24 protein-coding genes are annotated in these 25,161 nt (G+C 36.9%); 12 read left to right on the plus strand and 12 right to left on the minus strand.

The window, feature by feature from the left end:
- The first annotated feature begins 19 nt into the window (after nt 1-19).
- Together ACIQX2_RS17540 and rlmD are read left to right on the plus strand one after the other, a co-directional pair.
- Entirely contained in the window at nt 20-829 is an 810-nt protein-coding gene (locus ACIQX2_RS17540; RefSeq protein WP_402853369.1) for a polysaccharide deacetylase family protein, read from the plus strand.
- A 42-nt stretch (nt 830-871) separates the two neighbouring features.
- On the plus strand, nt 872-2,257 hold the full coding sequence (gene rlmD, locus ACIQX2_RS17545) for a 23S rRNA (uracil(1939)-C(5))-methyltransferase RlmD (protein ID WP_402853371.1): 1,386 nt from the start codon (nt 872-874) through the stop codon (nt 2,255-2,257).
- 313 nt (nt 2,258-2,570) lie between these two features.
- Here the strand turns inward: rlmD and ACIQX2_RS17550 are convergent, their stop codons facing one another.
- The 3 genes from ACIQX2_RS17550 to ACIQX2_RS17560 all read right to left on the minus strand — a co-directional run bounded on the left by ACIQX2_RS17550 (nt 2,571) and on the right by ACIQX2_RS17560 (nt 5,011).
- Complete coding sequence (locus ACIQX2_RS17550; RefSeq protein ID WP_402853374.1) at nt 2,571-4,217, minus strand: copper amine oxidase; 1,647 nt, start codon at nt 4,215-4,217, stop codon at nt 2,571-2,573.
- 153 nt (nt 4,218-4,370) lie between these two features.
- Nucleotides 4,371-4,697: a hypothetical protein gene (locus ACIQX2_RS17555; RefSeq protein ID WP_402853377.1), complete on the minus strand. Its 327-nt coding sequence runs from the start codon at nt 4,695-4,697 to the stop codon at nt 4,371-4,373.
- A gap of 122 nt (nt 4,698-4,819) precedes the next feature.
- The gene (locus tag ACIQX2_RS17560) at nt 4,820-5,011 is read right to left on the minus strand and encodes a MerR family DNA-binding transcriptional regulator (protein WP_402853379.1); all 192 of its coding nucleotides are present in this window, start codon (nt 5,009-5,011) and stop codon (nt 4,820-4,822) included.
- A 68-nt stretch (nt 5,012-5,079) separates the two neighbouring features.
- Here ACIQX2_RS17560 and ACIQX2_RS17565 point away from each other — a divergent pair, with 68 nt between their 5' ends.
- Nucleotides 5,080-6,219, plus strand: a complete 1,140-nt coding sequence (locus tag ACIQX2_RS17565) for a zinc-dependent alcohol dehydrogenase (RefSeq protein WP_402853382.1) — start codon at nt 5,080-5,082, stop codon at nt 6,217-6,219.
- A 63-nt stretch (nt 6,220-6,282) separates the two neighbouring features.
- Here the strand turns inward: ACIQX2_RS17565 and ACIQX2_RS17570 are convergent, their stop codons facing one another.
- The 3 genes from ACIQX2_RS17570 to ACIQX2_RS17580 all read right to left on the minus strand — a co-directional run bounded on the left by ACIQX2_RS17570 (nt 6,283) and on the right by ACIQX2_RS17580 (nt 9,003).
- A complete protein-coding gene (locus ACIQX2_RS17570; RefSeq protein WP_402853385.1) occupies nt 6,283-7,227 on the minus strand; it encodes a DUF2268 domain-containing putative Zn-dependent protease in 945 nt (314 codons plus the stop codon).
- A complete protein-coding gene (locus tag ACIQX2_RS17575) occupies nt 7,224-7,661 on the minus strand; it encodes a hypothetical protein (protein ID WP_402853387.1) in 438 nt (145 codons plus the stop codon). The genes ACIQX2_RS17570 and ACIQX2_RS17575 overlap by 4 nt, the downstream gene beginning before the upstream one ends.
- A gap of 157 nt (nt 7,662-7,818) precedes the next feature.
- Nucleotides 7,819-9,003 (minus strand): MFS transporter, encoded by a 1,185-nt coding sequence (locus ACIQX2_RS17580; RefSeq protein WP_402853390.1) that lies wholly within the window; start codon nt 9,001-9,003, stop codon nt 7,819-7,821.
- Nucleotides 9,004-9,396: 393 nt separating this feature from the next.
- Here ACIQX2_RS17580 and ACIQX2_RS17585 point away from each other — a divergent pair, with 393 nt between their 5' ends.
- The 3 genes from ACIQX2_RS17585 to ACIQX2_RS17595 all read left to right on the plus strand — a co-directional run bounded on the left by ACIQX2_RS17585 (nt 9,397) and on the right by ACIQX2_RS17595 (nt 13,431).
- Nucleotides 9,397-9,582 (plus strand): SE1561 family protein, encoded by a 186-nt coding sequence (locus tag ACIQX2_RS17585; protein ID WP_402853393.1) that lies wholly within the window; start codon nt 9,397-9,399, stop codon nt 9,580-9,582.
- 263 nt (nt 9,583-9,845) lie between these two features.
- Complete coding sequence (locus tag ACIQX2_RS17590; RefSeq protein WP_402853396.1) at nt 9,846-11,375, plus strand: fumarate hydratase; 1,530 nt, start codon at nt 9,846-9,848, stop codon at nt 11,373-11,375.
- 145 nt (nt 11,376-11,520) lie between these two features.
- On the plus strand, nt 11,521-13,431 hold the full coding sequence (locus ACIQX2_RS17595) for a heavy metal translocating P-type ATPase (protein WP_402853399.1): 1,911 nt from the start codon (nt 11,521-11,523) through the stop codon (nt 13,429-13,431).
- Between the two features lie 19 nt (nt 13,432-13,450).
- Here ACIQX2_RS17595 and ACIQX2_RS17600 read toward each other — a convergent pair whose 3' ends face one another.
- Nucleotides 13,451-14,419, minus strand: coding sequence for a YihY/virulence factor BrkB family protein (locus tag ACIQX2_RS17600; RefSeq protein ID WP_402853402.1), 969 nt, complete (start codon nt 14,417-14,419; stop codon nt 13,451-13,453).
- Nucleotides 14,420-14,442: 23 nt separating this feature from the next.
- Nucleotides 14,443-14,829: a YtxH domain-containing protein gene (locus ACIQX2_RS17605; protein ID WP_402853405.1), complete on the minus strand. Its 387-nt coding sequence runs from the start codon at nt 14,827-14,829 to the stop codon at nt 14,443-14,445.
- A 198-nt stretch (nt 14,830-15,027) separates the two neighbouring features.
- On the opposite strand from ACIQX2_RS17605, the gene ACIQX2_RS17610 reads away from it, so the two are divergent.
- Complete coding sequence (locus tag ACIQX2_RS17610) at nt 15,028-16,386, plus strand: alanine/glycine:cation symporter family protein (protein ID WP_402853408.1); 1,359 nt, start codon at nt 15,028-15,030, stop codon at nt 16,384-16,386.
- A gap of 65 nt (nt 16,387-16,451) precedes the next feature.
- Entirely contained in the window at nt 16,452-16,673 is a 222-nt protein-coding gene (locus ACIQX2_RS17615) for a DUF1128 domain-containing protein (protein ID WP_402853410.1), read from the plus strand.
- Nucleotides 16,674-17,408: 735 nt separating this feature from the next.
- Here ACIQX2_RS17615 and ACIQX2_RS17620 read toward each other — a convergent pair.
- From ACIQX2_RS17620 to motA, 4 genes are all read right to left on the minus strand, one after another.
- Nucleotides 17,409-18,320 (minus strand): pseudouridine-5'-phosphate glycosidase, encoded by a 912-nt coding sequence (locus ACIQX2_RS17620; protein ID WP_402853413.1) that lies wholly within the window; start codon nt 18,318-18,320, stop codon nt 17,409-17,411.
- Nucleotides 18,317-19,417, minus strand: a complete 1,101-nt coding sequence (locus ACIQX2_RS17625; protein ID WP_402853416.1) for a carbohydrate kinase — start codon at nt 19,415-19,417, stop codon at nt 18,317-18,319. The genes ACIQX2_RS17620 and ACIQX2_RS17625 overlap by 4 nt, the downstream gene beginning before the upstream one ends.
- Nucleotides 19,418-19,524: 107 nt before the next feature.
- The gene (gene motB / locus ACIQX2_RS17630; RefSeq protein WP_402853419.1) at nt 19,525-20,298 is read right to left on the minus strand and encodes a flagellar motor protein MotB; all 774 of its coding nucleotides are present in this window, start codon (nt 20,296-20,298) and stop codon (nt 19,525-19,527) included.
- The gene (motA, locus tag ACIQX2_RS17635; RefSeq protein WP_402853422.1) at nt 20,282-21,085 is read right to left on the minus strand and encodes a flagellar motor stator protein MotA; all 804 of its coding nucleotides are present in this window, start codon (nt 21,083-21,085) and stop codon (nt 20,282-20,284) included. Before motA ends, motB begins: the two co-directional genes overlap by 17 nt.
- 191 nt (nt 21,086-21,276) lie before the next feature.
- On the opposite strand from motA, the gene ACIQX2_RS17640 reads away from it, so the two are divergent.
- From ACIQX2_RS17640 to ACIQX2_RS17655, 4 genes are all read left to right on the plus strand, one after another.
- A complete protein-coding gene (locus tag ACIQX2_RS17640) occupies nt 21,277-22,509 on the plus strand; it encodes an aminopeptidase (protein ID WP_402853425.1) in 1,233 nt (410 codons plus the stop codon).
- Between the two features lie 90 nt (nt 22,510-22,599).
- Entirely contained in the window at nt 22,600-22,731 is a 132-nt protein-coding gene (locus tag ACIQX2_RS17645) for a hypothetical protein (protein ID WP_402853428.1), read from the plus strand.
- A gap of 258 nt (nt 22,732-22,989) precedes the next feature.
- Nucleotides 22,990-23,997: a rod-share determining protein MreBH gene (mreBH, locus tag ACIQX2_RS17650; RefSeq protein WP_402853431.1), complete on the plus strand. Its 1,008-nt coding sequence runs from the start codon at nt 22,990-22,992 to the stop codon at nt 23,995-23,997.
- 116 nt (nt 23,998-24,113) lie between these two features.
- Nucleotides 24,114-24,683: a beta-class carbonic anhydrase gene (locus ACIQX2_RS17655; protein ID WP_402853434.1), complete on the plus strand. Its 570-nt coding sequence runs from the start codon at nt 24,114-24,116 to the stop codon at nt 24,681-24,683.
- The last annotated feature ends 478 nt before the right edge of the window (nt 24,684-25,161 follow it).

Here is a 25,161-nt window from a genome sequence, read left to right on the forward strand (position 1 = left end):
AAAGAAAGGTTGCGTTTTTATGTGGAAATCTCATTTTGTAGGAATTTTAATCGCTACAATCATTTTAAGTATTGGGTTAATGTATAAACCTTTTTCTGCACAAGCAGAAGAAATCCATTGGGGATTGAAAAAGGCGACAAATCAGCAGCAAGCAGAAGCTGGCGGAGAAATGGATGCTATGCTGAAAAAGCATGGGGCGATATATAAAGGCCCGGCAGATAAAAAAATACTATATTTTACATTTGATAATGGTTATGAAAACGGCTACACCGAAAGTATTTTAGACACTTTGAAAGCCGAGAATATTCAGGCTACATTCTTTTTGACTGGCCATTACTTAGAAAGTGCAACCCCTCTAGTAAAACGAATGATCGCCGATGGACATCAAATCGGCAACCATTCTTATGGACATCCAAACTTAGCTAAGCTTTCAAAGGAAGGGGTTCAAAAAGAATTACAAAAATTTGATAAACGTCTAAGTGAATTAACTTCATTAACAAGAACTACTGTCACTCGACCACCTGAGGGAATTTTTAACGAACAAGTGCTAGAGGCTGCCAATGAGATAGGCCATCAGCATATATTTTGGTCTGTAGCATTTATTGATTGGCATAGGGATCAGAAAAAAGGTGGCAAATATGCCTATGATCAACTGATGTCACAAATCCATCCTGGTGCCATCATCTTAATGCATACAGTATCTCCTGATAATGCGGAAGGCTTACCGATGTTTATCAAAGATGCTAAAAAAATGGGATATACATTTGGAACTCTAGACGATTTAATCATGAATAATCTGGATATTCCGCTTACTTTGCTTCCTGAATAATCTCCTTTATAATAGAAAGAAGATTATAAAGGACGTGAATATATGAGTGAAAAAACAATTATAGAAGCAGGACAGGAATTCCCTCTTACGATTAAACGAATTGGTATTAACGGAGAGGGTGTAGGTTTTTTTAAACGCAATGTTGTCTTTGTAAAAGGTGCGCTTCCAGGAGAGGTTATTACTGCAAAAGTGACAGTAGCAAATCCTAAGTACGCTCAGGCGGAGATTAAATCATTGAGAGAACCTTCTCCAAATCGTGTGAATCCTCCCTGCCCGGTATATGAAGCATGTGGTGGCTGTCAATTACAGCATATGACCTATGAAAGTCAGCTGCAAGTCAAAAGAGATTTAGTTCTACAAGCACTAGAGCGTTACGTGAAAGAATTGGCTCCATCGATTGATGTGCGACCTACAATAGGCATGGACAATCCTTGGAACTACCGTAACAAAAGCCAATTCCAGGTGAGAGAATTAGGCGATAAAGTTATTGCTGGGTTATATGCAGAAGAATCTAATATGTTAATCGATATTAACGATTGTTCGGTTCAACATCCAATCACAACCCATATTACAAATGAGATAAAAAAATTCCTGGAAGAACTTAAAATTTCTATTTACGATGGCAGAAATTCTAAAGGAATTGTCCGTACAATTGTTGTTCGTACGGGTATGAGAACAGGACAAATTCAAGTTACTCTTGTGACAACTCAAAAGAAAATGCCACATAAAGAAGAGCTTGTACAAAAAATCAGAGCAATTGACTCTAATATTGTGTCCATTAGTCAGAATATCAATGCAGAGGATACTTCCCTAATATTTGGTGACACGACATTTAACTTACATGGCAAAGAAACAATTCACGAAAAACTTGGAGAGCTAGCTTTTGATTTATCTGCTCGAGCATTTTTCCAGCTGAATCCTGAACAAACTGTGCATTTATACAATGAAATTGAAAAAGCTGCTGCTTTAACTAGAGAAGAAACAATTGTAGATGCATACTGCGGAGTAGGTACAATTGGACTGTGGCTTGCAAAAAATGCAAAAGAGGTTCGCGGTATGGATATTGTCCAGGAGTCTGTACAAGATGCGAAAAAGAACGCAAAACGTAATGGCTTTAAAAATACACAATATGTACACGGCACTGCACAGCATTGGTTACAAAAGTGGAGAAGCGAAGGTTTTGTTCCGGACGTATTAACAGTAGATCCACCGCGTGCTGGTTTAGATGATGAGCTGTTAAAAACGATATTAGATATTAAGCCAAAACGTTTTGTTTACACATCATGTAACCCGTCCACACTCGCAAAAGACTTAGCAGCACTAAAAGAAATTTACAACATCAAGTACATCCAACCTATTGATATGTTTGCTCAAACTGCTCATGTAGAAGCAGTAGTGAAACTTGTTTTAAAAGATACAGTTGATTAAAAAATTAGAGAAAAAATGAATCATATCAACTTATGTGTACTAAATTTAATATTGGTTGAAACATAAAAAGCAGACGGTTTAGAAGCGCGAAAATGCATCTCTAATTGGCCGTCTGCTTTTACTATTATTTTACGTATGAATCGGGCTAAAATCGTTGGTATGGCAAAAATGTTTAAATAAGAAAGGCTCTATCAAAAATATGCACCTGACTCCTACACAATAGCTTATCGCATATTGGTTGTCTAGGAGGAAAGGTGCAAGTGCTGAATGCCCTACTTTTTCCAGTTTAAATTCAGCTACATACTGTCAATCACTACCAGTTTCGAGGTTTTAACTCTGGACCAAGAATGTGCACAACATCCTCTTCACTCGTTTCATCATGTCTGAAATGTGCTGCATACCAAACCACTATATCCTGTCCGTTAATATACTCCTTATCAAGGAATTTGTTTAAATTAGCTCTTGCTTTATTTAAATCTGTTGTGAAACCCTGTCCATCATCTAACTCAGAACTATGGTAGCGAAGAAACCATACATCCCCAACTCCAAAACTATCTGCTGAACCATCGTTCTTACCTGGGATCAAAGTATATCCTTCACCCGTTGATTTGTTAGAAATTAGCCATTGTCTATTATGAAAAGAATCACGGGACCTTCTAATTTCGTAATTCAAAGTTCGAAAAATCGAAGTTCCGGTACTTGGCCGTTCGTTAATCTCTTGTACAACGTTGTTACCCTTAGTCCGAATGTCAAAATCAAATCTCCAATATACGTGGTGAGTATGAGGGTTGCATGTACACGAATTGGCTATTGCACTAAATCCAAATCGTGGGCGAATCGTACCATTGTTATGGAGACGCCATTCACTAATATACCGATACCAGCCAGCTTCCAATTCACTAACTAATACTATTTCTTCCCCATCCACATAGATCGCTACACCGAAAAAGTTACCAGTATCAGAGCCAGTATCAAGTATGGTTCGTGCAGGGGTGGAACACATACGGAATCCTGGCGCAATATCTGTTCCAATAGCTTCAAACCTACCTTCCTGCCACAGCCAATCACGGTAAGGGCCGCAAACATCATTATCGTAGCGAACATTAAGGATTGGTACATGAGCACGGGATAATACTTTTTTTCCACGATACAGCACATCTCGAAGCTCGATACCTGAACCAACTATACCCGAAGAAGCAGCAGGTCTCACTGCAAGGAAACTCCATATCTCAGTATCACCTTGCAACACTCTTACTTGGTATTGGCCCAAAGTTCCTCTTCTTGCCGTGGGTTGATTGGCATCAGGCGGGGGCTCACAGATTTGATCACTTACTGTTGAAAATGGCGGTGCACCAGTTTCATATAAGATTACTTCACGTCTAATCATATTAACTCCGACAATTTGATGTAGAGGTTCTCCGTTATTCTGTGTTCTATCCTCTGAATTTTCCTCAACAGGGAGAAGTCCAACCGCGAGGGTCCTTTCAATACGGCCGTCTGGAAGCTCTGTATCGATGAGTGCTGGCATTGCTCTGTAAGGACGCACAAGATTTTCCCGAATTAAGCAGCCGAGCTCAGGGTGATCTCGAACAATATTTACAGCTAACTTAAACTCCTCAGTACTTGGCAACGGCTGCGTATCTAACTGGGAGGCACTGATACATCCAGGATCATGAATGGGTCCGGTGGCTATTACTGTACGATTGTTGGTGTAGTCATAGTATGTCGCTAAAAAATTACTTGGAGGTGTAGGTTTAGAACTTTTCGGGCGGTTTATGGATCTGTTTCCTGGAATATCCTCAAGATCAAGCAATTCAAACGATAGCAACAGATGCCTGGTTCCACGTAAAAACGGTTGGATAGAAGGATGATTGTCACAGATACTTTTTAATTGATTCATTGTTTCTTGGTCTGGTCCAAATGGAACTACTTCTACAATAAGTTTTGATCTTCCCGCCATTGAATCACTCTCCAATAATATTTATTGAGTAGATAACAAACCTCTCCCTAACATCTTATGTTAATGAATAGTCAAGTGAAACCGATTGTTTATCTATTTTTAATAGATCCTATCAAATTTGACTTAATATTATGAAACGGAGGGACGGTTCACTTACTTCAAAGGACATGTACTAAAAAGAAGCAAAGAAACCTTTGCTTCCGACCTTTTTCGAGAAATAAATAATTTCCCAGTATTTGAACTAATCCAGGAATTAATTGGTCGGTCCAAATATGCCAATGTTTCCACGATATATGTCTCTACTCGCTTCCCTTCCCGGTAACTTTGTCTATGCTTCGCGCCTAATTCATTTTCCTGCTTTTCTATAAGAACGTGATCCTCCACTTTATCCATTATTTTATGAATGTTTTTATCCATGAATAAGCTCCATACTTTTTCAATATTTGCCTTTACTACTAATTCTTCATTCCACTTAATCATTCTTCATTCTCCCTTCCTGATACTAAAAATTCATCTAGCTCTTCCAATTTGGTTGTTAGACTATCTATTTGAAGCAAAATAGTATTTCTTTTTTGTTGCAATAGCTTTTCAAGGTTAGCGAACTACCGGTAATTATTGACCGGATCAATGTAGGCTGGTTCGAGTAATTTAACTTCTGCATAGTATCGTAAGGTCTCTTTGCTTAACCCAGTTACATCAGCAAATTCACTAATTTTATACATTTTGTGCCTCCTTTTCTTAGTATAAACTGCGGGGTGCACCACAGAGTCAATCCATTTATCTAAAAATATCATATTGTGTTTTATTTGAAGACCTTGAGGGAATTATTAAAGGTGAACATATTATTGGAGGAGGAGATTATTTGAAAGCAGTCACATTTCAAGGAGCCAAGGATATTCAAGTGAAAGAAGTTCCCGATGCAAAACTGGAGAAACAAGATGATATTATTGTGCGAATAACGACAACAGCTATTTGCGGATCAGATCTTCATATTTATAGAGGCGCCATGCCCACAAGAAAGGACTATGTTATCGGACATGAACCAATGGGTATCGTGGAAGAAGTTGGTCCAGCAGTAACGAAAGTGAAGAAAGGAGATCGCGTAGTTATTCCATTCAACATTTCATGTGGGGAATGTTTTTATTGTAATAATGAGATGGAAAGTCAATGTGATAATTCAAATGATAATCCTGCTTTAGACACCGGTGCTTACTTCGGTTTCACCGAACGTTATGGTAATTTCCCAGGCGGACAGGCCGAATATTTGAGAGTACCTTATGGAAATTACATGCCATTTTTAATACCAGAGTCATGTGAACTTGAGGATGAGTCCTTGTTATTCCTTTCGGACGTGCTTCCAACTGCCTATTGGAGTGTTGAAAACTCAGGCATGAAAGAAGGAGACACAGTTGCAGTTTTAGGGGCTGGACCGATTGGTCTGATGGTGCAGAAATTTGCGTGGATGAAAGGAGCAAAACGAGTAATCGCAGTCGATCACTTAGATTATCGTTTAAAGCACTCTGTGAAGATGAATAACGTAGAAGTGTACAACTTTGAGCAATATGAAGATATGGGTTCACATATTAAAGAAATCACAAACGGCGGAGTAGACGTTGTCATTGACTGTGTAGGAATGGACGGTAAAATGTCGATGGTCGAAAAAGTAGAGCAAAAACTAAAACTCCAAGGTGGAACGCTAAGTGCAATGGATATTGGGATAAACGCAGTAAGAAAGTTTGGCACGATTCAATTGACTGGCGTTTATGGCTCCTTATATAATATGTTCCCATTAGGTAATATTTTCGAACGAAATGTCACTCTAAAAATGGGTCAGGCACCTGTCATTCATTATATGCCTACTTTGTTTGATAAAATTACGAACGGTGAATTCGATCCAAAAGAAATTATTACACATAGTATGCCGCTAGATAAAGCAAGTGATGCTTACAAAACATTTCATGATCATGAAGAGGAAAGCATTAAATTTGTGCTGAAGCCTTAATAGTTTTGAGGTTTTCAGTGGACAGACTTTGATGATATGTCTGTCCACATTTTCCTTTCATTCCTACTCCATACTCAAAAGATTACTTTTTTCCAGTATTTCTTTCGCTGGTATTATTGTCCATTCTTCTACTGCCATATTTGGATAATTTGCCCGGAATGCCTTCATAATTTGATAGCCAATTTTGTATCTTGACCACAATGGTATCCCCTTCCACTGGTTTCCATTAAGAAAATCTAGAGTGAGATCCGTGTTAGTCGAATCTAAATTAGCACTGAAAATCGTCATTACTTTTTCATTCTCTATGCTTGTAAATGGTTCAATCCACGGTGCTTCCACTTCAGGATATAACATACTTGCGAAAGTATCTGCTTTACCCTCCAATACACTTTGTTCTAACAACGTGTACCAACTGCTACCTGCAGTTTCCATGTAAACAACATGGTGATACTCATGAGCAACTGTATATTGTAAATCGACTTTCTGAAAAGATGGTCCTACTAAAAGAACGATATTATTTTTATTCCAGGCGTATCCTGACGTATCTCCCATATCATTCATAGGGTATGGCATAATATGAACCTTTTTGTCTCCTCCTTGAAGATTATCAACCGATGTCGCTAAAGCTTCTTTAATAGATGTATTCAGTTCAACTTGCTTATCGATTAATACTTCAATAGTTTTTCTAAGCTCTACCAAATCACTTGGAGTATAAAAAATATACTGATTAAAATCCGTATAACTAAATCCGTTGTCTTTAAAAGAGTTCAGTACAGTTTCTCGATAAATTTCTTCTCTATTATCTGGTTGTTTTTCCGCTTGCTCTAAAAAATCTAGGAATGGTTGATAATAGGAATAGATTTCAAATTCCTGCTCTTTCTCTTTATAAATTTCCGGACTACTAATAATAGGTATAGGAGCGTTTTCAATTTTATCTGTATCATTAGAACAGCTAGCTAATATTATAAGAATGGTTGTTAAAAATATAAATTTAAACGTTTTTTTCATCCTATTAACTCCTCAATTACTGACTTCATAAAATTTAATCTCTCCATATAGACAAAAATAGCGATAACAAAAATTATAGTATATATAGTTGATGTAATAATAGCTGTTTTTATTTTCTTATTTTTAAGTAAATTAGAAAGGTTAATAAACCAAAAGGCATATAAACTGATACCCATCAGCCAAAGTCCTTTTAGAAAACTAATTTCATTATCTATCAAAAGGACTTTTAATATAGATTCATCAGTTCTTTCTATTTTATAGTGCTCAGAGTTAAGAATTTCTTTCTTGGTTAATGTAAAGGATTGTTCATCACTAAAAAGATCAAGTTGATGTCCACCTGGATATAAATCAAAGGAATAAGTTACTAAACCAAATACTACAATAAGCAAATATATAAGCACATTTCTATACTTCTGGTTTTTAGTAAGTTCCAATATACCTCCCCCTACTTTTCGTTCGAAATTGTTCATCACATTGTCATACGAATAATTCACAGAAAAGTTACACTACTCACACAAAAAAAACACTAAGGCTATTCCAAATAAGAAATAGCATAGTGCTTTTATTATTGATACATAATCAAGAAAATGATTACTTTCTAACCAATCGACCTTTTTTCTGTGGATTTGAGATGAATAGAACAATGGCCAATGACCCCAACAATAGAGCTATAAGTATTAAGAAACTTAGACCTTCAAATAGTTGAATAAAAAGACCGCCTAAAAATGGTCCAGATAAACTTCCCATACTAAAGAAAATTCCGCACAGAAGATTGCCTGTTGGGAGTAATTGTTTTGGTGTTAAATCGGTCATATACGAAATGCCAAGCGAAAATGTAGAGCCTACAAATGTACCTGCTATAAAAAACAAACTGCCGATAATGATCGCAGAGGTTTCGAACATACTACCGACTCCAAATGTCACAGAACCCAATGCTAAGGCGAAAATCAGCACTTTTCGTCTGCCAATTCGGTCACTTAATACCCCTAAAGGAAGCTGCGAAGCAACACCACCGATGGAAAAGGCGGCTAGTATATAAGAAAGGTCTGTAACATCTAGCGCATTGCGTAGTGCATATACAGGATATATCGCATTTAGTGAGGATTCTAAAAAACCATAGCTAAAAGGTGGTATAAACGCTATCCAAGCAACAGTAAATGCTGCTCCAAAACGTTTCCATGTCCCTACCAAAGAAGCAGTACCACTAATAACTTCTGGCTTTTCATTTTTGATGAAAAATACTAGTACCCAAGCACATAAACAAAGAATGCTAGAAATGATGAAAGGTAAACCTTCAAAGACTTCTACCAACTGAACGAATAATGGTCCTACCGCAAAACCTACACCAAACGACAATCCATAAATTGCTATATTTCTACCCAATCGATGCTGTGGAGAAAAGCTAGTAATCCAAGTCTGGGTCGAAAAATGAAGAGCGTGATCACCAATTCCGATCAATAATCGTAAAACAAACCAAAAGGCTACACTTTTCCATAAGGGAAATAGCATTAAGGACACAATTACAAGAAGACCGCCTACTATAATAATCGGCTTATATCCAAATTTTCGTAAAGGTGGTTCCATAAACGGGGATATTAATAGCGTACCTATGTATAATCCAGTTGCACTTAATCCATTTAATGTTGCACTAACACCATCCTGTTCAAAGATAACCGATATTAAAGGAAGTAGCATCCCTTGTGAAAATCCAGATATAGAAACGATAATAACAAGAATTTTAAAACGTCTTTTTTCTTCCATTGTAAATTCATGCATAACAATACCTCATTTTGTCTAAACTTAATAGCTAATAGCTTTAGTTTAGCAGACAACTTGGTTCGTTTATAGATAATTTTGCTCAACAAAAGGCTCAGCCGATATCTCTGTAAGATAATGACTGAGCCTTTACATATAATTACTATTCTTTTGTATATTCATAACTGCATTTTCGGCCAATCTGCCGGTGAAATGTCTTAACACCCTCCTTCTAACTATTAGAATGGTCGACTATTCACTACGGCCTCCCTTCTATGTATCTTATTGATACTTTAACATGTAAACTGAATATTGTAAAGATTGTAAATATACGAATCATTAAATTAACTCTTTAGACCTATCTTTTCTTTACAATTTCCTTTATCCTATACTTATAAAGTGAGGTGTTTTTCTGTGGGTAAACAGATTTCAAATCCAGAACAACAAGTATCTTATTTAAAAGATCGACTACAGATGTTTTTAGAAGTACTAGACACAATTGAGCCAGAAACAACAGAACTTGAAGATATAGATCGCCTGATTCAAATGATGGATGATCTTGAGTTAAAAATGGAGCAATTTAAAAACACAAATGAATAATCGAGCAGTTTGGAATGATTTCATTCCGAACTTTTTTTATTTTGTGGGCGGATGGCGGGTGTGCTTTAGCGCATAGCTCTTGTGCTCTGGTCGGTACGCCTGCTCCTCGAGCGTTCGACGTTTTGTTGGCAGAAGATTGATTTTCTCGTACGCATTAAATTACTCAATTATTTATTCCCTCAACGACTCTTTTTTTCAAGCTAATAAAATAGTATACTTGTAATGTTTGTTACCTACATATATATAAAAGGAGCGTTTGCATCATGCACTTGGAGCGATTAGAAAAAAGTATTTATGATTTGATTACCGAAACTTCTACAAATTTACCGAAGGATGTTCGTCGCGCGATCAAAAAAGCAAAAGCGGCAGAAAATGCTGGTACGCGTGCTGCGATGAGTCTAGATACAATCACAAATAATATTCAAATGGCAGATGATAATGTGTCTCCTATTTGCCAAGATACCGGCTTACCTACGTTCAAGATTAAAACCCCCATTGGCGTAAACCAATTAGAAATTAAAGCTGCTATTAAGCGTGCTATAGCTACGGCTACCAAAGATGCAAAGCTTCGCCCTAATGCAGTCGACTCTTTAACTGGCGCTAACAGCGGAGATAACTTAGGGGATGGCCTTCCTGTCGTAAAGTTTGAGCAATGGGAAAAAGACTATATTGAAATGAAGCTTATTCTAAAAGGTGGCGGCTGTGAAAACAAAAATATTCAATATAGCTTACCAACTGAATTAGAAGGATTAGGTCGTGCTGGGCGTGACTTAGATGGAATTCGTAAATGTATTTTACATTCTGTTTATCAGGCACAGGGACAAGGCTGTTCAGCTGGATTCATCGGAGTAGGAATCGGTGGAGACCGTTCTTCTGGCTATGATTTAGCAAAAGAACAATTATTCCGTCATGTGGAAGATACAAATCCAAATCCTGACCTAGCAAAATTAGAGCAATATATAGTTGAAAAAGCTAACACACTTGGTATCGGAACTATGGGCTTCGGTGGTGAAGCTACTCTACTTGGCTGTAAAATTGGTGTAATGCACCGTATCCCTGCAAGCTTCTATGTTTCAGTTGCTTATAACTGCTGGGCTTACCGCCGTATGGCGATCAATATTAACCCAACTACTGGAGAAATTATTGAATGGCATTATCAAGATGGAGAGAAAATTGAATTCAAGGATCAATCTTCAGAAGAAGCTCCTAAAAAAGTAGTAGAATTACAAGCTCCTATTACAGAAGAACAGATTCGTGATCTACAGGTTGGAGATGTCGTATCGATCACTGGTCGCATGTATACTGGTCGCGATGCAATACACCATCATCTAATGAGCCACGATGCACCGGTTGACTTAAATGGACAGATTATTTATCACTGCGGCCCCGTAATGCAAAAAGATGAAGCTGGAGACTGGCATGTACGTGCTGCAGGTCCAACTACATCTATACGGGAAGAGCCTTACCAAGGCGATATCATGAAAAAATTCGGTATCCGTGCAGTCATCGGTAAAGGTGGAATGGGTCCAAAAACACTTGCTGCTCTTTCTGAACATGGCGGAGTTTACTTAAATGCAATTGGCGGTGCTGCTCAGTATTATGCAGATTGCATTAAAGGCGTTGAAGGTGTGGATTTGATGGAATTTGGTATTCCAGAGGCAATGTGGCATCTTCGTGTAGAGAAATTCACTGCAGTAGTAACAATGGATTCCCATGGCAACAGCCTACATGCTGATGTAGATAAGTCTTCACTAGAAAAGCTATCTGCATATAAAGAAAAAGTTTTTAACTAAGGTAATTAGTTGACTTATAAAAACCTCTACATTATAATAATTATAAATTAGTAATCAATGTAAAATGGATTTCCTATTGGAAGTCCATTTTCTTTCATTTATACAGACTATTAATATTGAAATTCATTATCAAGGAGGTCTTTATATGACAACCATTACTGAAAAGAAATCAAACCCTCTATTTATTTCAGGCTTCTTGGCGAACGCTGAATTACTTGCTGCCCTCTTTTCCGGTATTTTGATCCTCATTGCTTGGTTTTTAGGCAATGCACAGCAAGAAACTGCATCAATTATTTTCTATTTATTAGCATTTGTAATAGGTGGATATGCAAAAGCCAAAGAAGGTCTAATAGAAACATTTCAAGAAAAAGAGTTAAACGTAGAATTGCTAATGATACTAGCTGCTATTGGCTCTTCCATCATCGGCTATTGGACAGAAGGCGCAATCTTAATATTTATATTCGCCGTCAGTGGTGCTCTAGAAACCTACACGATGAATAAAAGCAAAAAAGAAATTTCTGCTTTGATGGAGCTTCAGCCAGACGAGGCTTTACGATTAAACAGTGATGGCACTACGTCGCGTGTTTCAGTGAGTGTCCTAATTGTAGGCGATCAGCTTGTTGTTAAGCCAGGCGAACGTATTCCGGCAGACGGCAAAATAATAACTGGCACGACTGCAATTGATGAATCTGCCATTAGTGGTGAGTCAATTCCTGTAACTAAACAGGTAAATGATGAACTTTTTGCAGGAACTGTTAATATGAGCGGTGCTATTACAATGGAAATGACGAAGGCAAACAAGGACTCTCTTTTTCAAAAGATTATTAATCTCGTTCAAACAGCTCAGGATGAAAAGTCTCCTGCTCAACAGTTTATTGAACGCTTTGAAAGTACGTATGTGAAAATTGTTTTAATTACGGTAGCATTTATGCTGTTCCTTCCTCACTTTTTACTTGGTTGGGATTGGAACACTACATTTTATCGTGCGATGGTTTTGTTGGTGGTGGCATCTCCTTGTGCTCTTGTTGCATCGATTATGCCTGCCACTTTAGCAGCAATTTCGAACGGAGCTAAAGTTGGCATATTATTTAAAGGCGGAGTACATTTAGAAAACATCAGCGAGATGAAAGCAATTGCTTTAGACAAAACAGGAACGTTAACAAACGGTAAACCTATCGTTACAGATTTTTTAGTTAGATCCGATTTAGATAGAACAGAAACTTTAACGAAGCTTGCTACAATCGAAGGGCAATCCAATCACCCTCTTGCACAGGCAATTACAGCTTTTGCAAAGAAAGAAGGTGTAGAAAACCTCCCTCTAATCCATATTGAAGATAAACCTGGATTTGGAATACAGGCATCCATTGATGGAGAAACAGTATTAGTAGGAAAACCAGATTTTGTTAATAAAAATGATGCATTTATCTTTCATAACGGAATTGCTTCATCCCTCACAGAAGAAGGAAAAACGGTTATCTTTATGCGGGATGCCAAAGGAATTGCGGCTGTCGCTGCATTAAAGGATACAGTTCGAGAAGAAGCAAAAGCCGCGATTAAACAGCTCCAATCTCTAGGCATTAAAACAGTAATGCTAACTGGTGACAATGAAAAGACAGCAAGCGTTATTGCTAAAGAGGCTGGAATCGATCAATATATTGCCGAATGCTTACCAGAAACGAAAGTTATGCATATGAAAGAATTACTAAAAGAACATCAATTTGTTGGAATGGTGGGAGATGGTATCAATGATGCTCCTGCACTAGCAACAGCAACAACAGGCTTTGCAATGGGAGAAGGAACAGATGTCGCTTTAGAGACAGCTGATATCGTTTTGATGAAAAATGATCTATCGAAAATTGCGTATGCAGTGAAAATGTCGCGTAAGATGCGTCGTATCGTTAAACAGAATATCGTATTTTCCATATCGGTCATCGCATTTTTAATTGTCTCCAATTTCCTTCAAGTAGTTGACCTGCCTTTAGGAGTTATTGGGCATGAAGGAAGTACTATATTAGTCATCCTAAATGGCTTGCGAATGCTAAATAGAAATATATAAAGAAACAGAAGGACTGCGATTAGGCATGTCCTTCCGTTTCTTTTTTTTCTAATGCTATTTTACGTTCCTGCATCACTGCATTTATTTGACCACCAACCAACAAGATGATACCTGAAATATACAACCACAACATTAGTACGATAATTCCTCCGATACTTCCATACGTCGAAGAATAATTAGCGAAATTACTAACATAGAAGGAGAATCCTAATGATACGATAATCCAACCAAATGCCGCAAAAGCAGCTCCTGGGAGTACACTTCTCAAGAAAAGTTTTTTATTGGGTACAATCCAGTATAAGGCGATTAATACAATAAACATGATTAACGGACTAATCGTCCATCTCAAACTATTCCAAAGTTTCACAAAGCTCTCTTCAAAACCAAAGTATGAAAATAGAATTGTTCCAATTTGTTGACCGAATACCGGTAAAACTAGCGCAACCATAAATAACAAAATCATTAGTAATGTAAACACGATGGACAAAAGCCTAACAATAAAAAATGGTCTAGTTTCTTCGAGCTCGTATGAACGGTTTAACGACTTTACAATTGCATTCATCCCATTTGAAGCAGACCAAATAGTACCAATAATCCCGATGGATAGTAACCCACCATTCTTATTTACTAAAACCTCAGATAATGTATCTTCAATAAGAATATATACTTCCAGTGGAGCATAATTTTCTAAGAGACGGAAGACTTGTGCCTCGTCTATGTTTAAGTAAGGCAATAAGGTTATGATGAAAATTAATAATGGAAAAAGCGATAGTAGGAAGAAATAGGCTAATTGAGCTGCAAAACCCGCAATATCCGTTTGCTGAATATGTAGTATTAAATGCTTTATGTAACCTGACCATGTAGTAAGATCATGGTCTACTTCTTTCTTCTCTTTCTTCCTTACATTAAGAAATTTCAGTTTTTCATACCAGCTGTTTTTGGAGGATGAAGTTTTTTTATTATCTTTTATGTCATGGAATTCTTTCACTCCACCCTCTCCTTTCTGAACAGTTATTGCTTTTTTGGTTCAAAAATACTTTTTTCTTCCTTTTCAGGAACTACGATTGATTTGTATTCCTCTTTTGACTGAGAGAATGCATCTTTTGTATCTGTTAATAATGTTTTGACCTGAGGCGTAATTTCCTTTGCTTCATTCACTTTTTCAGTTAAATACATCGCATCAGACGAAAACTGATCATAGACAGATTTCCATTTTGTTATTTGATGCTCGATATTTGTTTTCAATTCTTCTCGGTTTTTACTATAATATTGAATTTCATTTCGAACATATCTTGTTTTGTTCATAACTGAATCTCTCGTTTTTCTATCGAGCATCGTTAAAGCTCCACCAACAACTGCACCACATATTATACCTTTTACAAATTTATTTTCACTCATCCAAATTACCTCCAAGTTCAACTATATAGATGATTTAATTATACCCTCACTCAAATAGAATCAAACAATTTTTTAGTTTTTTAAAATTAGGCTTGACTAACACTCTGAATTTTACGAATATTGTAATTAGGTTAAATAATTTGAGAGGATGATAGATTTTTATTCGACAATAGACAAAAAACTTGGGGGTAATTGTGGATGGAAAAATTGAATGAGTTTTTAGGTTCTGTTTCAACATTTTTATGGGGTATTCCGCTTCTAGTATTGATAGTAGGTACAGGTATTTATTTGACAGTGCGTTTAGGAGTTTTACAATTACGCTTGTTACCTGCTGCTTTAAAGCAAGTTTTCTCCAAAAACCATGATAAGTCTGCTGAAGGAGATATATCACAGTTTCAGGCTTTAACGACAGCATTAGCTGCCACAGTTGGTACCGGTAACATTGTTGGGGTAGCTACTGCCGTAGTTTTGGGAGGTCCAGGGGCAATATTTTGGATGTGGGTTTCTGCATTCTTCGGAATGGCAACAAAATATGGAGAAGCTGTACTAGCTGTTAAGTATCGTGTGAAAGATGCAAACGGTGAAATGGCCGGCGGACCTATGTACTATTTAGAGCATGGTTTAAAACAAAAATGGTTAGCAGTGTTATTTGCCATTTTCGGAGCAATTGCAGCATTCGGTATTGGTAACGGAACACAGTCAAATTCGGTTGCTGGTGTAGTTAATGCAACTTTTGGGATTGAAACTTGGATAACTGGAATTGTACTAACTGTTTTTGCTGCACTAGTTATTCTAGGTGGTATTAAATCTATCGGTAAAGTTACAGCAGTTTTTGTGCCTGTCATGGCGATTTTCTATGTAGCTGCTGGGTTAATAGTAATGATTATAAACGTTACAGCTATTCCTGAAGCGTTTGCTACTATTTTCAAAATGGCATTTTCTGGTGAAGCAGCTGCAGGTGGTGCTATAGGGGCTGCAATTAGATATGGTATTGCTCGTGGGGTATTCTCCAATGAAGCTGGTTTAGGTTCTGCTCCTATTGCTGCAGCTGCGGCAAAAACGGATCTTGCAGGTCGCCAAGGACTTATCTCAATGACTCAAGTATTCTTTGATACATTTATCATTTGTTCGATTACGGGTATTACAATCGTAATGTCTGGAATCTATACAGATAAAAGTTTAGCAGCAAATGAATTGACAACAGGTGCATTTGGTCACTTCTTAGGCGACTTTGGACCAATAGTAGTAGCAATTGGATTGATATTCTTTGCTTCTTCAACGATTATCGGTTGGGCTTATTATGGGGAGAAATGTTTCCAATATTTATTCAAAAATCCTTCGCTTCTAATTGTTTACCGTATTGCATTTGTAATAATGGTATTTATCGGCTCTGTTATTTCACTAGATTTAATCTGGACTTTCTCTGATATTACCAATGCATTAATGGCTATTCCTAACTTAATCGGTCTTCTCGGACTTTCTGGTGTAATTATTTATGAAACGAAAAAAATTCAAGAGAAGTTAAAAGAAGAAAAAGAGGCTGAAAAATCTATTTAGTGTTTGACAATGCGAGCGTAGCGTGAAATGATTAATTCTAATGTAGGAAAGGCAGGTTACAACGGATGAATCTATCACAACCCTCAGCAGAAAATATAACGTTTATGATTGAGACTATAAAAGAGAAACTTCGTATGGTCAACGTAGACGCAATGAGATCAGAAGATTTCAATGCAACACAATATGAAGATCTTGTTTACTTATACGAAATGGTAAAAAAACGAGATACTTTTAGTCCAAGTGAAATGCAAGCAATTGCATCAGAACTAGGAAACTTAAGAAAATAAATATTTTACTGGTTGGTCCTGAATAAATTCAGGACCAACTTTTTTATTAATAGAAAATATTTAAGAATGTATCTTGTACACTATGTTCATGGAACTTGAAAATAAATAATACTACTGATTTCCGTTTCAAGTGGAGTACAAAGGCTAAGAGCGCCACCTCGTGTGGCAACGCCTTCGTAACCAACCTCCTGTTGGCCTCCGCGGGCGTTGCCTCAGCCTCCTCGCTGGAAAACATATGCTCCTGCGATTACTCGTCGCAAAGACATTGGCAAACCAAAGTTTGGCCAATGTCTTCGCTGCGTGGTCTTCGCCTAACGCTATTCCCGCTGGAGTCGCCATCTTACACTCCAATCAATTAAGTGAGTGGTACTCAACTTTAAGATATTGCATAGTCTAACGCTTTGATGATAAGAGTAGGCAAAGTTAATATAGTAATTAATCCATCTGTTGTATTAGGGATACTGCTCTTTAAGGAAGGATGAAAAAAGTTAAATTTCTTTAAAACTAGTGGAAATAAAGAGAAATAGTAAGTGTTTACTAATTAAAGAAGCGAGATAGCGAACGAAATTGTATCTTCGAGAGCTTCCTCTATGAATAATGAGTTTACTTGCTCTCCACCGTGGTCTACTTGCGAAACGAAAATTTTATCCATTTTCTTGCATATTCTTTTGGAAAACGAGTTAAAAAAAGGCTATCTATTGTCACTTACTGACAATAGATAGCCTTTACTTACTTTTATAGATTATTTAATGCAACGGCAATTTTAGATCCAACTCGAGCATTATTATACACAAGTTCGATATTCGCATCTAACGATTTACCTTCTGTCAGCTCTTTTACTTTTCCTAGTAAGAATGGAGTTACGTCTTTTCCCTTAATGCCGTTTTGTTCTGCTTCCTGCAGTGCAGATTGGATAATGTTATTAATATAAGAATCCTCCAATGAGTGCTCTGTAGGAATTGGATTTGCAATTACTGCTCCACCATTTAACCCAAGCTCCCATTTAGCTTTTAGCATTTCTGCAACTTCTTTTTCATTGTTTAAACGGAAGTTTGCACTGAACTCACTTGAAGTTGTATAAAATGCTGGGAACGAATCTGTTTGATAGCCTACTACTGGCACACCCTTCGTTTCTAGGTATTCTAATGTTAAACCAATATCTAAAATAGATTTTGCTCCTGCACAAACTACTGCAACATTTGTATTTGCTAGTTCTTCTAAATCAGCTGAAATGTCCATTGTCGTTTCTGCGCCTCTATGCACACCGCCAATTCCTCCCGTAACAAATAGTTTGATGCCCGCCATTTCAGCACAAATCATTGTTGTAGCTACGGTAGTTGCACCAATTTCTTTGGAAGATACAACGTAAGCAAGATCTCTTCTAGATGTTTTTCTAGCATCCTTGCTTGTTCCCAAAGTTTCTAATTCTTCATCGGATAAACCAATTTTAATCTTCCCATCCATAATAGCAATTGTTGCTGGTACTGCACCATTATCACGCACAATTTGCTCTACTTTTCTAGCTGTTTCAACGTTTTGGGGATATGGCATACCATGGGAGATAATCGTCGATTCTAACGCAACGATAGCCTTCCCTTCTTGCATTCCTTTTGCTACTTCTTCTGAATAAGTGATGTATTGTTTCATTGTGTATTTTCCTCCATCTCGATAGTTAAATTATTTTTGGAAAGCTCTGTACGTACAGTTTCACTTGAGCGAATGGTTTTACTTGCGTTCATCATACCTGTTTGTATGGTAATTGGAATCTCCTCACCATTCAACCAAGCATATAAAGTAGCGGAAACAAATGCGTCCCCTGCACCAGTTACATCAATTACGTTTTCTACTTGTATTGCTGGGAAATAGGAAGTACCCATGTCACTGCCTGCATACATTATGCCCTCACTACCCCAGGTTATAACTACATGTGAAATACCTTTTTGTACAAATAGCCTTGTTGCTTCTTCCCATGATTCTTTATCTTTAATACTCACACCTAAATACGTTTCTGCTTCATCTTTATTGGCGATTAACCATTCTATCCCCTCTAATGATTCAGGCATTCTATTCATTTTTGGAGAAGACACAGGTATTAAAGCCATCGGTATATTATGTCCGATCGAAACAGTTCGGATATATTCAATCACTTCTTTCGAGCAATTCATATCTATAATAATCAACTGAGCATTCGTCAAATGCGATTCTTGTTTTTTTAAATATTCTACAGTCAACTGCTCATAAATATCCATATTCGCTAAAGCAAGAAGCATCTCTCCACTTGAATCTAGCACTGCTGAATATGTTCCTGTTGTGTAGTTTGGTAGCTTTTCAATGGAAAATAAATTCATCCAATTACTTGATACCTTTTCAATGGCCTCATATTCCATATCGGTTCCAACAACAGATAACAAACGCACAGTATGCCCTAATCTACCTAAGTTTTCTGCAATATTCCTTGCTACCCCTCCTACACTTTGTAAACTTGATGTAGGATTGGATGTACCCATTTGGAGCTTATTGTTCAACGTATATTTTCTGTCAACATTCGCTCCACCAATGCAGACGATTTCTTTGTTCTCGGGTAAAATATATGCCCTTCCTGTGATGTATCCACTTTTAATTAATTGGGAAATAATATTAGCCACGGCTGGTCTAGACATTTTTAGTTCATTTGCTATTTCCATTTGGGTAGCATATGGATTTTCTCTCAAGTACTTTAAAATACTAGTTTCTTTTGCATTCAACTTACTTACACCTCCCATTACTTTGAACTTTTGTTTTAATTATAAACTTTTGTTTTGAAAAGTCAAAGAAAAACTGACAACCATCAAAATGTTGTCAGTTTTTCTTTTTATTCAGGTTGATCGTTTAAAGTACCATCTTCTAAAACAAGTGGTTGAATTAGTACCTCAACTCTTCTATTTTTCGCTCGATCTGCTGGAGTATCATTCGAAGCTACAGGTCTGAATTCACCGTAACCTTTTGCACTAAAATATAGCGGATCAATCGTATTATTTCCTGCTAATATTTTCAGGAAGTTCACTGAACGCATAACACTTAACTCCCAATTAGAAGAATACTCACTACTAGAGATGGGAATATTATCAGTATGACCAGTTATTACTACATTTCTTGGAGGATCAAACACAAGCAAATCGGCGATATCTTCTGCTATTTGACGATACTCTCCTTTTACCTCTGCTTCTCCAGTATCGAATAATATGCTGTCTCTTATCGTTACGAGTAATCCTTCGTCTGTTAATTTAGTTAGGAATTGTTTTTCGAGTGCATTTACTGCTATATATTCGTCCACACTGTCTTGAATCTCTGCAAGAGCTTGTTGATCTTCCATATATGCAGTGCTATCCCCCTCTTCACCCTGACCAGAATCGTTAGGTGCATCTGGGATCTCAACAGGAGAGGGCTGTTCAAAAATACCAGTTCCGCCATTAAGGACTTCGTTGAATGCTTGAGACATTTTTTCCAATTTTTGTTGGTCTACGGAACTCGTCGCAAATAATACTATAAATAATGCTAACAATAAGGTTAAAACATCTGAATATGGAAGTAGCCATGCTTCACTTACTTCCTCTTCATGCTTATGTTTTTTATGCTTCTTTGCCAAGGTCAGCCTCCCCGCTTTCATCTAATACTTTTTTACGTTCTGACATAGATAAATAGGAAGCTAGTTTTTGTTCAATGACTCGTGGAGCATCTCCTTCTAATACCGAAAGTATACCTTCTAGCATCATTGTCTTTTGTCTAATTTCTTGCTTAGATTTACGTTTTAATTTATTTGCAAATGGATGCCATAAAACATACCCAGTGAAGATACCTAAAAGAGTAGCTACAAAGGCTGCAGAAATAGCATGAGCTAGTTTATCAATATCATTCATATCACTTAAGGCAGCTATTAACCCTACTACCGCTCCAAGTACACCAAGTGTTGGAGCGTATGTCCCCGCTTGAGTAAAAATTTGAGCACCACCAGAATGTCTTTCCTCTAATGCCTCAATTTCCTCTGTTAGTACATCTCGAATATAGTCTGCATTTTGTCCATCAATTGCTAACGTAAGACCATTCTTTAAAAAAGGGTCTTCTACATCAGTTGTTTTACTTTCAAGCGCCAATAATCCTTCTCTTCTTGCTAAGTCTGCCAAGCTTGAGAACATTTTAATAACTTCCACGTCAGGAACAAGTTTTTCTTCTTTAAAAATAACCCCAAATAACTTAGGTACTCTTTTTAACTCGTTCATTGGGAACCCAATAACTATTGTAGCAATTGTACCGAAGATGATTATTAAGATTGCCGCAGGGTTTAATAATGCACTCATTGTAACACCTTTTAACACCATCCCGACTAATAATGATACAAAACCTATTATTAAACCAAAAATTGTAGACTTATCCATTCAATTTCCCCCACATTCTATTTCTGTACTTTATTTCGGCTATAATAAGATTTTTTTAATAAATTTCTACCAAATGATTTAATAAAGTATCCGAATTATGAACAAATTTTAACTTTTATACTAACTTGAATATTGATAAGACTAGCTCATTACTGATAATATGGAACTAATAATAGAAAGGAAGTATCCCAATGACATCATTCCATACAAAACTAGAAAACTATGCTTCACTTGCTGTAGAAGTAGGAGTAAATATTCAACCTGGTCAAAATTTATTTATCGCTGCTTCCATTGATAGCGTTGAGTTAGTTCGTTTAATAACAAAAAAAGCTTATCTTGCTGGGGCTAAACAAGTATTTGTAGATTTTGCAGATGATGAAATCACGCGCTTACGCTATGAGCTTGCACCTGCTGACTCATTCGAATTTTTCCCTTCCTGGAAGGCTCAGGAGAAAGAGTTATTAGCTGAAGGCGGCGCTGCTTTTATAAGCGTTGTTAGCCAAAGCCCAGACCTATTAAAAGGAATGGACCCTGCTAGAATTTCGGCGTTCCAAAAGGCTGCCGGTCAAGCTCTAAACAAATATCGCCAATATGTACAATCGGATAAAATTAGTTGGTCCGTAATTGCATCTCCATCTAAAGATTGGGCTAATAAAGTGTTCCCAGAATTATCCCAGGAAGAACAAGTACCTGCACTTTGGGAGGCAATTTTCCAAGCAGTTCGTGCTGATGTGCCAAATCCAACAGAAGCATGGGTTGAACACGATAACCTATTACACACAAAGGTAGATTATCTGAACGAAAAAAATTATCAAAAGCTTCATTATACGGCTCCTGGAACGGACTTAACGATTGAATTACCAAAAGGACATTTATGGTGTGGGGCTGGTAGTACAAACGAAAAAGGATTTTCTTTCATGGCTAACATGCCAACAGAAGAAGTATTCTCTGTGCCATTAAAAACTGGTGTAAACGGCTATGTAGCGAGCACTAAACCTTTAAGCTATGGCGGGAATATTATTGATAACTTCACAATCACATTTGAAAATGGACGAATCGTTAAAGTTGAAGCGGAGCAAGGGCAAGAAGTTTTAGAAAACTTAGTTGCAACGGACGAAGGCTCTCATTATCTTGGCGAAGTAGCACTTGTACCACATGACTCGCCAATTTCTAACTCGAATTTATTATTTTACAACACATTATTTGACGAAAATGCTTCTAATCACTTAGCAATTGGTAGTGCATATGCTTTTTGTTTAGAAGGTGGCAAGAAAATGACTCGAGAAGAACTAGCTGAAAACGGGTTAAACGAAAGTATAACGCATGTAGATTTCATGATCGGTTCTGATAAAATGGATATCGATGGTATTAAAGAAGACGGAACTTCAGAGCCAATATTCCGTAATGGAAATTGGGCATTTTAATAGTTAACGGAAATTCTATATATTACTAGTTACTATTCTTTCAAATTTGGGTTATAATGAATACAAACAAGACTAGTGAGGTGTTTTATAATGGCTTTATTCACAGTTACAGTACTTGGATTTTCTGGTGCGTTGGGTATCGTTGGATATACGATTTTACACTATTTTGGAAAAGCGATGAATTCAAAAGATTCAACTACAATTGATCCAAAACCTTTTTAATAATTCACAAAACAACCGTCTAGCACTTGGACGGTTGTTTTTTTATATGTTATCTCTTCTCTTTTTCTTTTCAATTAGACTTCAATTCTATTACATTTAGATGACAAACCGTTACTATTAACTCATTTTTTCACTTCGATCCATAACAAATTTCCTAAACTTCGTTGAAACATATGTAAATTACCATTATGTTACAAATGGCAACCTCCAATTTATCTATTATAATTACTAAGTATGATTGGAATAGGAGGAAGACAAATGTTTTCAAACTCACATATTGGAATAGATTTAGGTACCGCAAATACGTTAGTTTATACAAAAGGCAAGGGATTACTTATAAATGAGCCTACAGTAGTAGCAGTAAATACAAGAACAAGAGAAATTGTAGCTTTTGGAGAAGAAGCTAAAAAAATGATTGGCAAAACACCAACATCTATCGAGGTAATTCGTCCATTAAAGGATGGAGTAATTGCCGATTTTGATATTACCACACAATTATTGAAACTTATTATGCAAAAAGCAGCAAAAAAACTCGGTACTTCCTTGAGAAAACCAACTGTCATCGTATGTACCCCTTCTGGTGCAACGTCTGTTGAACGAAGAGCGATTCAGGATGCAGTGAGACAAAGTGGAGCTAAGGATGTTCAGTTAATGGAAGAACCAGTAGCTGCTGCAATCGGTGCAGGTCTTCCTGTGGACGAGCCCGTAGCTAGTATGATTGTTGATATAGGTGGAGGGACTACTGAAGTGGGGATTATTTCATTCGGTGGAGTAGTAGCTTCTAATACCGTTAAAGCTGCTGGTGATCGCATGGATGAGGCTATTATTCACTTTGTCCGAAAAGAGTATAATGTCATAATCGGAGAACCAACAGCTGAGATTATTAAAATGACAATCGGACATGCTTTAGTGCCTCATGCAGTAGAGCAAATGCAAGTAACTGGACGAGATGTAGTGACTGGATTACCAAAGACAATTCATCTATCTTCTACTCAAATTCAAGGTGTACTTACTGAATCTCTTGAAACTATTTTAGAAGCTATTCGTGCAACACTGGAAACCTGTCCTCCTGAGCTTGCAGGTGATATAGTTGACCACGGCGTTATTTTAACTGGTGGTGGAGCGTTATTAAAAGACATTTCTGAGTGGTTGACTCAGGTCATCGAAGTACCAGTTCATATTGCCCCAGAACCATTACAATCAGTAGCTATCGGAACAGGTAAAGCTTTTTTTATAGCAGACCGAAAACAAAAACTAGCAAAATAATGTGAATTTAATCTGTAAGTAAGTGACAATGCTTTTTTTAACAGATTCAAGGGTTAAATAAAGCATTTCTCTTTCATTTCCTTTAAAATATAATTAGAACATAAAGGGGGAATACGATGCCAAGTTTACAAGAGATTTTAAAATACAATGATTACTTTGTGGAAAATAAACTTTATGAACCATTTTTAACGACCAAATTTCCAAACAAACGTATAGTTATCTTAACATGCATGGATACACGTTTAGTGGAGATGCTTCCAAAATCCATGAATTTTAAAAATGGAGATGTTAAAATTGTTAAAAGTGCTGGAGCAGTCATCAACCATCCATTTGGTGGAATTATGCGTAGTCTGATTGTAGCTGTTTATGAGCTACAGGCCGATGAAATATATGTAATTGGTCATCATGATTGTGGAATGAGTGGAATTGAAACGGACAAAATTGTAGATAAGATGATCTCTCGTGGCGTACACCCGCGCGTATTAGATGTATTAAGCAATGCTGGTGTAGATATAGAAAAATGGTTAGAAGGTTTTTCAAACGTAGAATCTAGTGTATTACATAGTGTAGATATGATTAGAAATCATCCACTTATGCTTCCAGATATTCCAGTGCATGGACTAATTATTGATCCAGAAACTGGTCGTTTAGATTTAGTAACTGACGGTAATATCGACAAAAAATAATTTATTTCCTGGGAAATCGACAGTATATTATAAAAAAACCGGACAAAAAACGCCCAGTCCTTTTAAGGTAAATCCTGTTTCGATTTTTTTCGAAGTGCTTTGGACCGATTTTTTACTATATTATTACTGATAGATTCTTAAAAGGCAGGTAAGTGACGTTTTTGGATAACTAGTGAAAAGCTACTTCCCTAGGGTTCATGTGACATTTTTTATTACTTCATATCTTTTTAAATAGAAGTTGGGTCATAACTGGTGTTAAAATTTAAAAACGTGAAATCAGTCATTTGATTTCACGTTTTTTTATTATGGTAATATATAGCCAGTAGATTAATTATAGAATATTAATATTCTACTTGTTTGAAGTGCAGGCGGCGACTCCAGAGCGAACAGCACGAGTACAGGCTCAAGCCGTGCCCACGGAAAACGTCGCCGGAACGGAAAACAACTGTAGTGGATGCCTATAAGTTGTTTTGTACAT

Source organism: Psychrobacillus sp. NPDC096623 (assembly GCF_044762655.1).
GTDB lineage: Bacteria > Bacillota > Bacilli > Bacillales_A > Planococcaceae > Psychrobacillus.

Excerpts from the sequence above, each read along its gene's own strand:
- ACIQX2_RS17540 (WP_402853369.1), top strand. The coding sequence starts at position 20 with ATGTGGAAATCTCATTTTGTAGGAATTTTAATCGCTACAATCATTTTA.
- rlmD (WP_402853371.1), top strand. The coding sequence starts at position 872 with ATGAGTGAAAAAACAATTATAGAAGCAGGACAGGAATTCCCTCTTACG.
- ACIQX2_RS17550 (WP_402853374.1), bottom strand. The coding sequence starts at position 4,217 with ATGGCGGGAAGATCAAAACTTATTGTAGAAGTAGTTCCATTTGGACCA.
- ACIQX2_RS17555 (WP_402853377.1), bottom strand. The coding sequence starts at position 4,697 with ATGATTAAGTGGAATGAAGAATTAGTAGTAAAGGCAAATATTGAAAAA.
- ACIQX2_RS17560 (WP_402853379.1), bottom strand. The coding sequence starts at position 5,011 with ATGATATTTTTAGATAAATGGATTGACTCTGTGGTGCACCCCGCAGTT.
- ACIQX2_RS17570 (WP_402853385.1), bottom strand. The coding sequence starts at position 7,227 with ATGAAAAAAACGTTTAAATTTATATTTTTAACAACCATTCTTATAATA.
- ACIQX2_RS17580 (WP_402853390.1), bottom strand. The coding sequence starts at position 9,003 with ATGCATGAATTTACAATGGAAGAAAAAAGACGTTTTAAAATTCTTGTT.
- ACIQX2_RS17590 (WP_402853396.1), top strand. The coding sequence starts at position 9,846 with ATGCACTTGGAGCGATTAGAAAAAAGTATTTATGATTTGATTACCGAA.
- ACIQX2_RS17595 (WP_402853399.1), top strand. The coding sequence starts at position 11,521 with ATGACAACCATTACTGAAAAGAAATCAAACCCTCTATTTATTTCAGGC.
- ACIQX2_RS17605 (WP_402853405.1), bottom strand. The coding sequence starts at position 14,829 with ATGAGTGAAAATAAATTTGTAAAAGGTATAATATGTGGTGCAGTTGTT.
- ACIQX2_RS17610 (WP_402853408.1), top strand. The coding sequence starts at position 15,028 with ATGGAAAAATTGAATGAGTTTTTAGGTTCTGTTTCAACATTTTTATGG.
- ACIQX2_RS17615 (WP_402853410.1), top strand. The coding sequence starts at position 16,452 with ATGAATCTATCACAACCCTCAGCAGAAAATATAACGTTTATGATTGAG.
- ACIQX2_RS17620 (WP_402853413.1), bottom strand. The coding sequence starts at position 18,320 with ATGAAACAATACATCACTTATTCAGAAGAAGTAGCAAAAGGAATGCAA.
- motA (WP_402853422.1), bottom strand. The coding sequence starts at position 21,085 with ATGGATAAGTCTACAATTTTTGGTTTAATAATAGGTTTTGTATCATTA.
- ACIQX2_RS17640 (WP_402853425.1), top strand. The coding sequence starts at position 21,277 with ATGACATCATTCCATACAAAACTAGAAAACTATGCTTCACTTGCTGTA.
- ACIQX2_RS17645 (WP_402853428.1), top strand. The coding sequence starts at position 22,600 with ATGGCTTTATTCACAGTTACAGTACTTGGATTTTCTGGTGCGTTGGGT.
- mreBH (WP_402853431.1), top strand. The coding sequence starts at position 22,990 with ATGTTTTCAAACTCACATATTGGAATAGATTTAGGTACCGCAAATACG.
- ACIQX2_RS17655 (WP_402853434.1), top strand. The coding sequence starts at position 24,114 with ATGCCAAGTTTACAAGAGATTTTAAAATACAATGATTACTTTGTGGAA.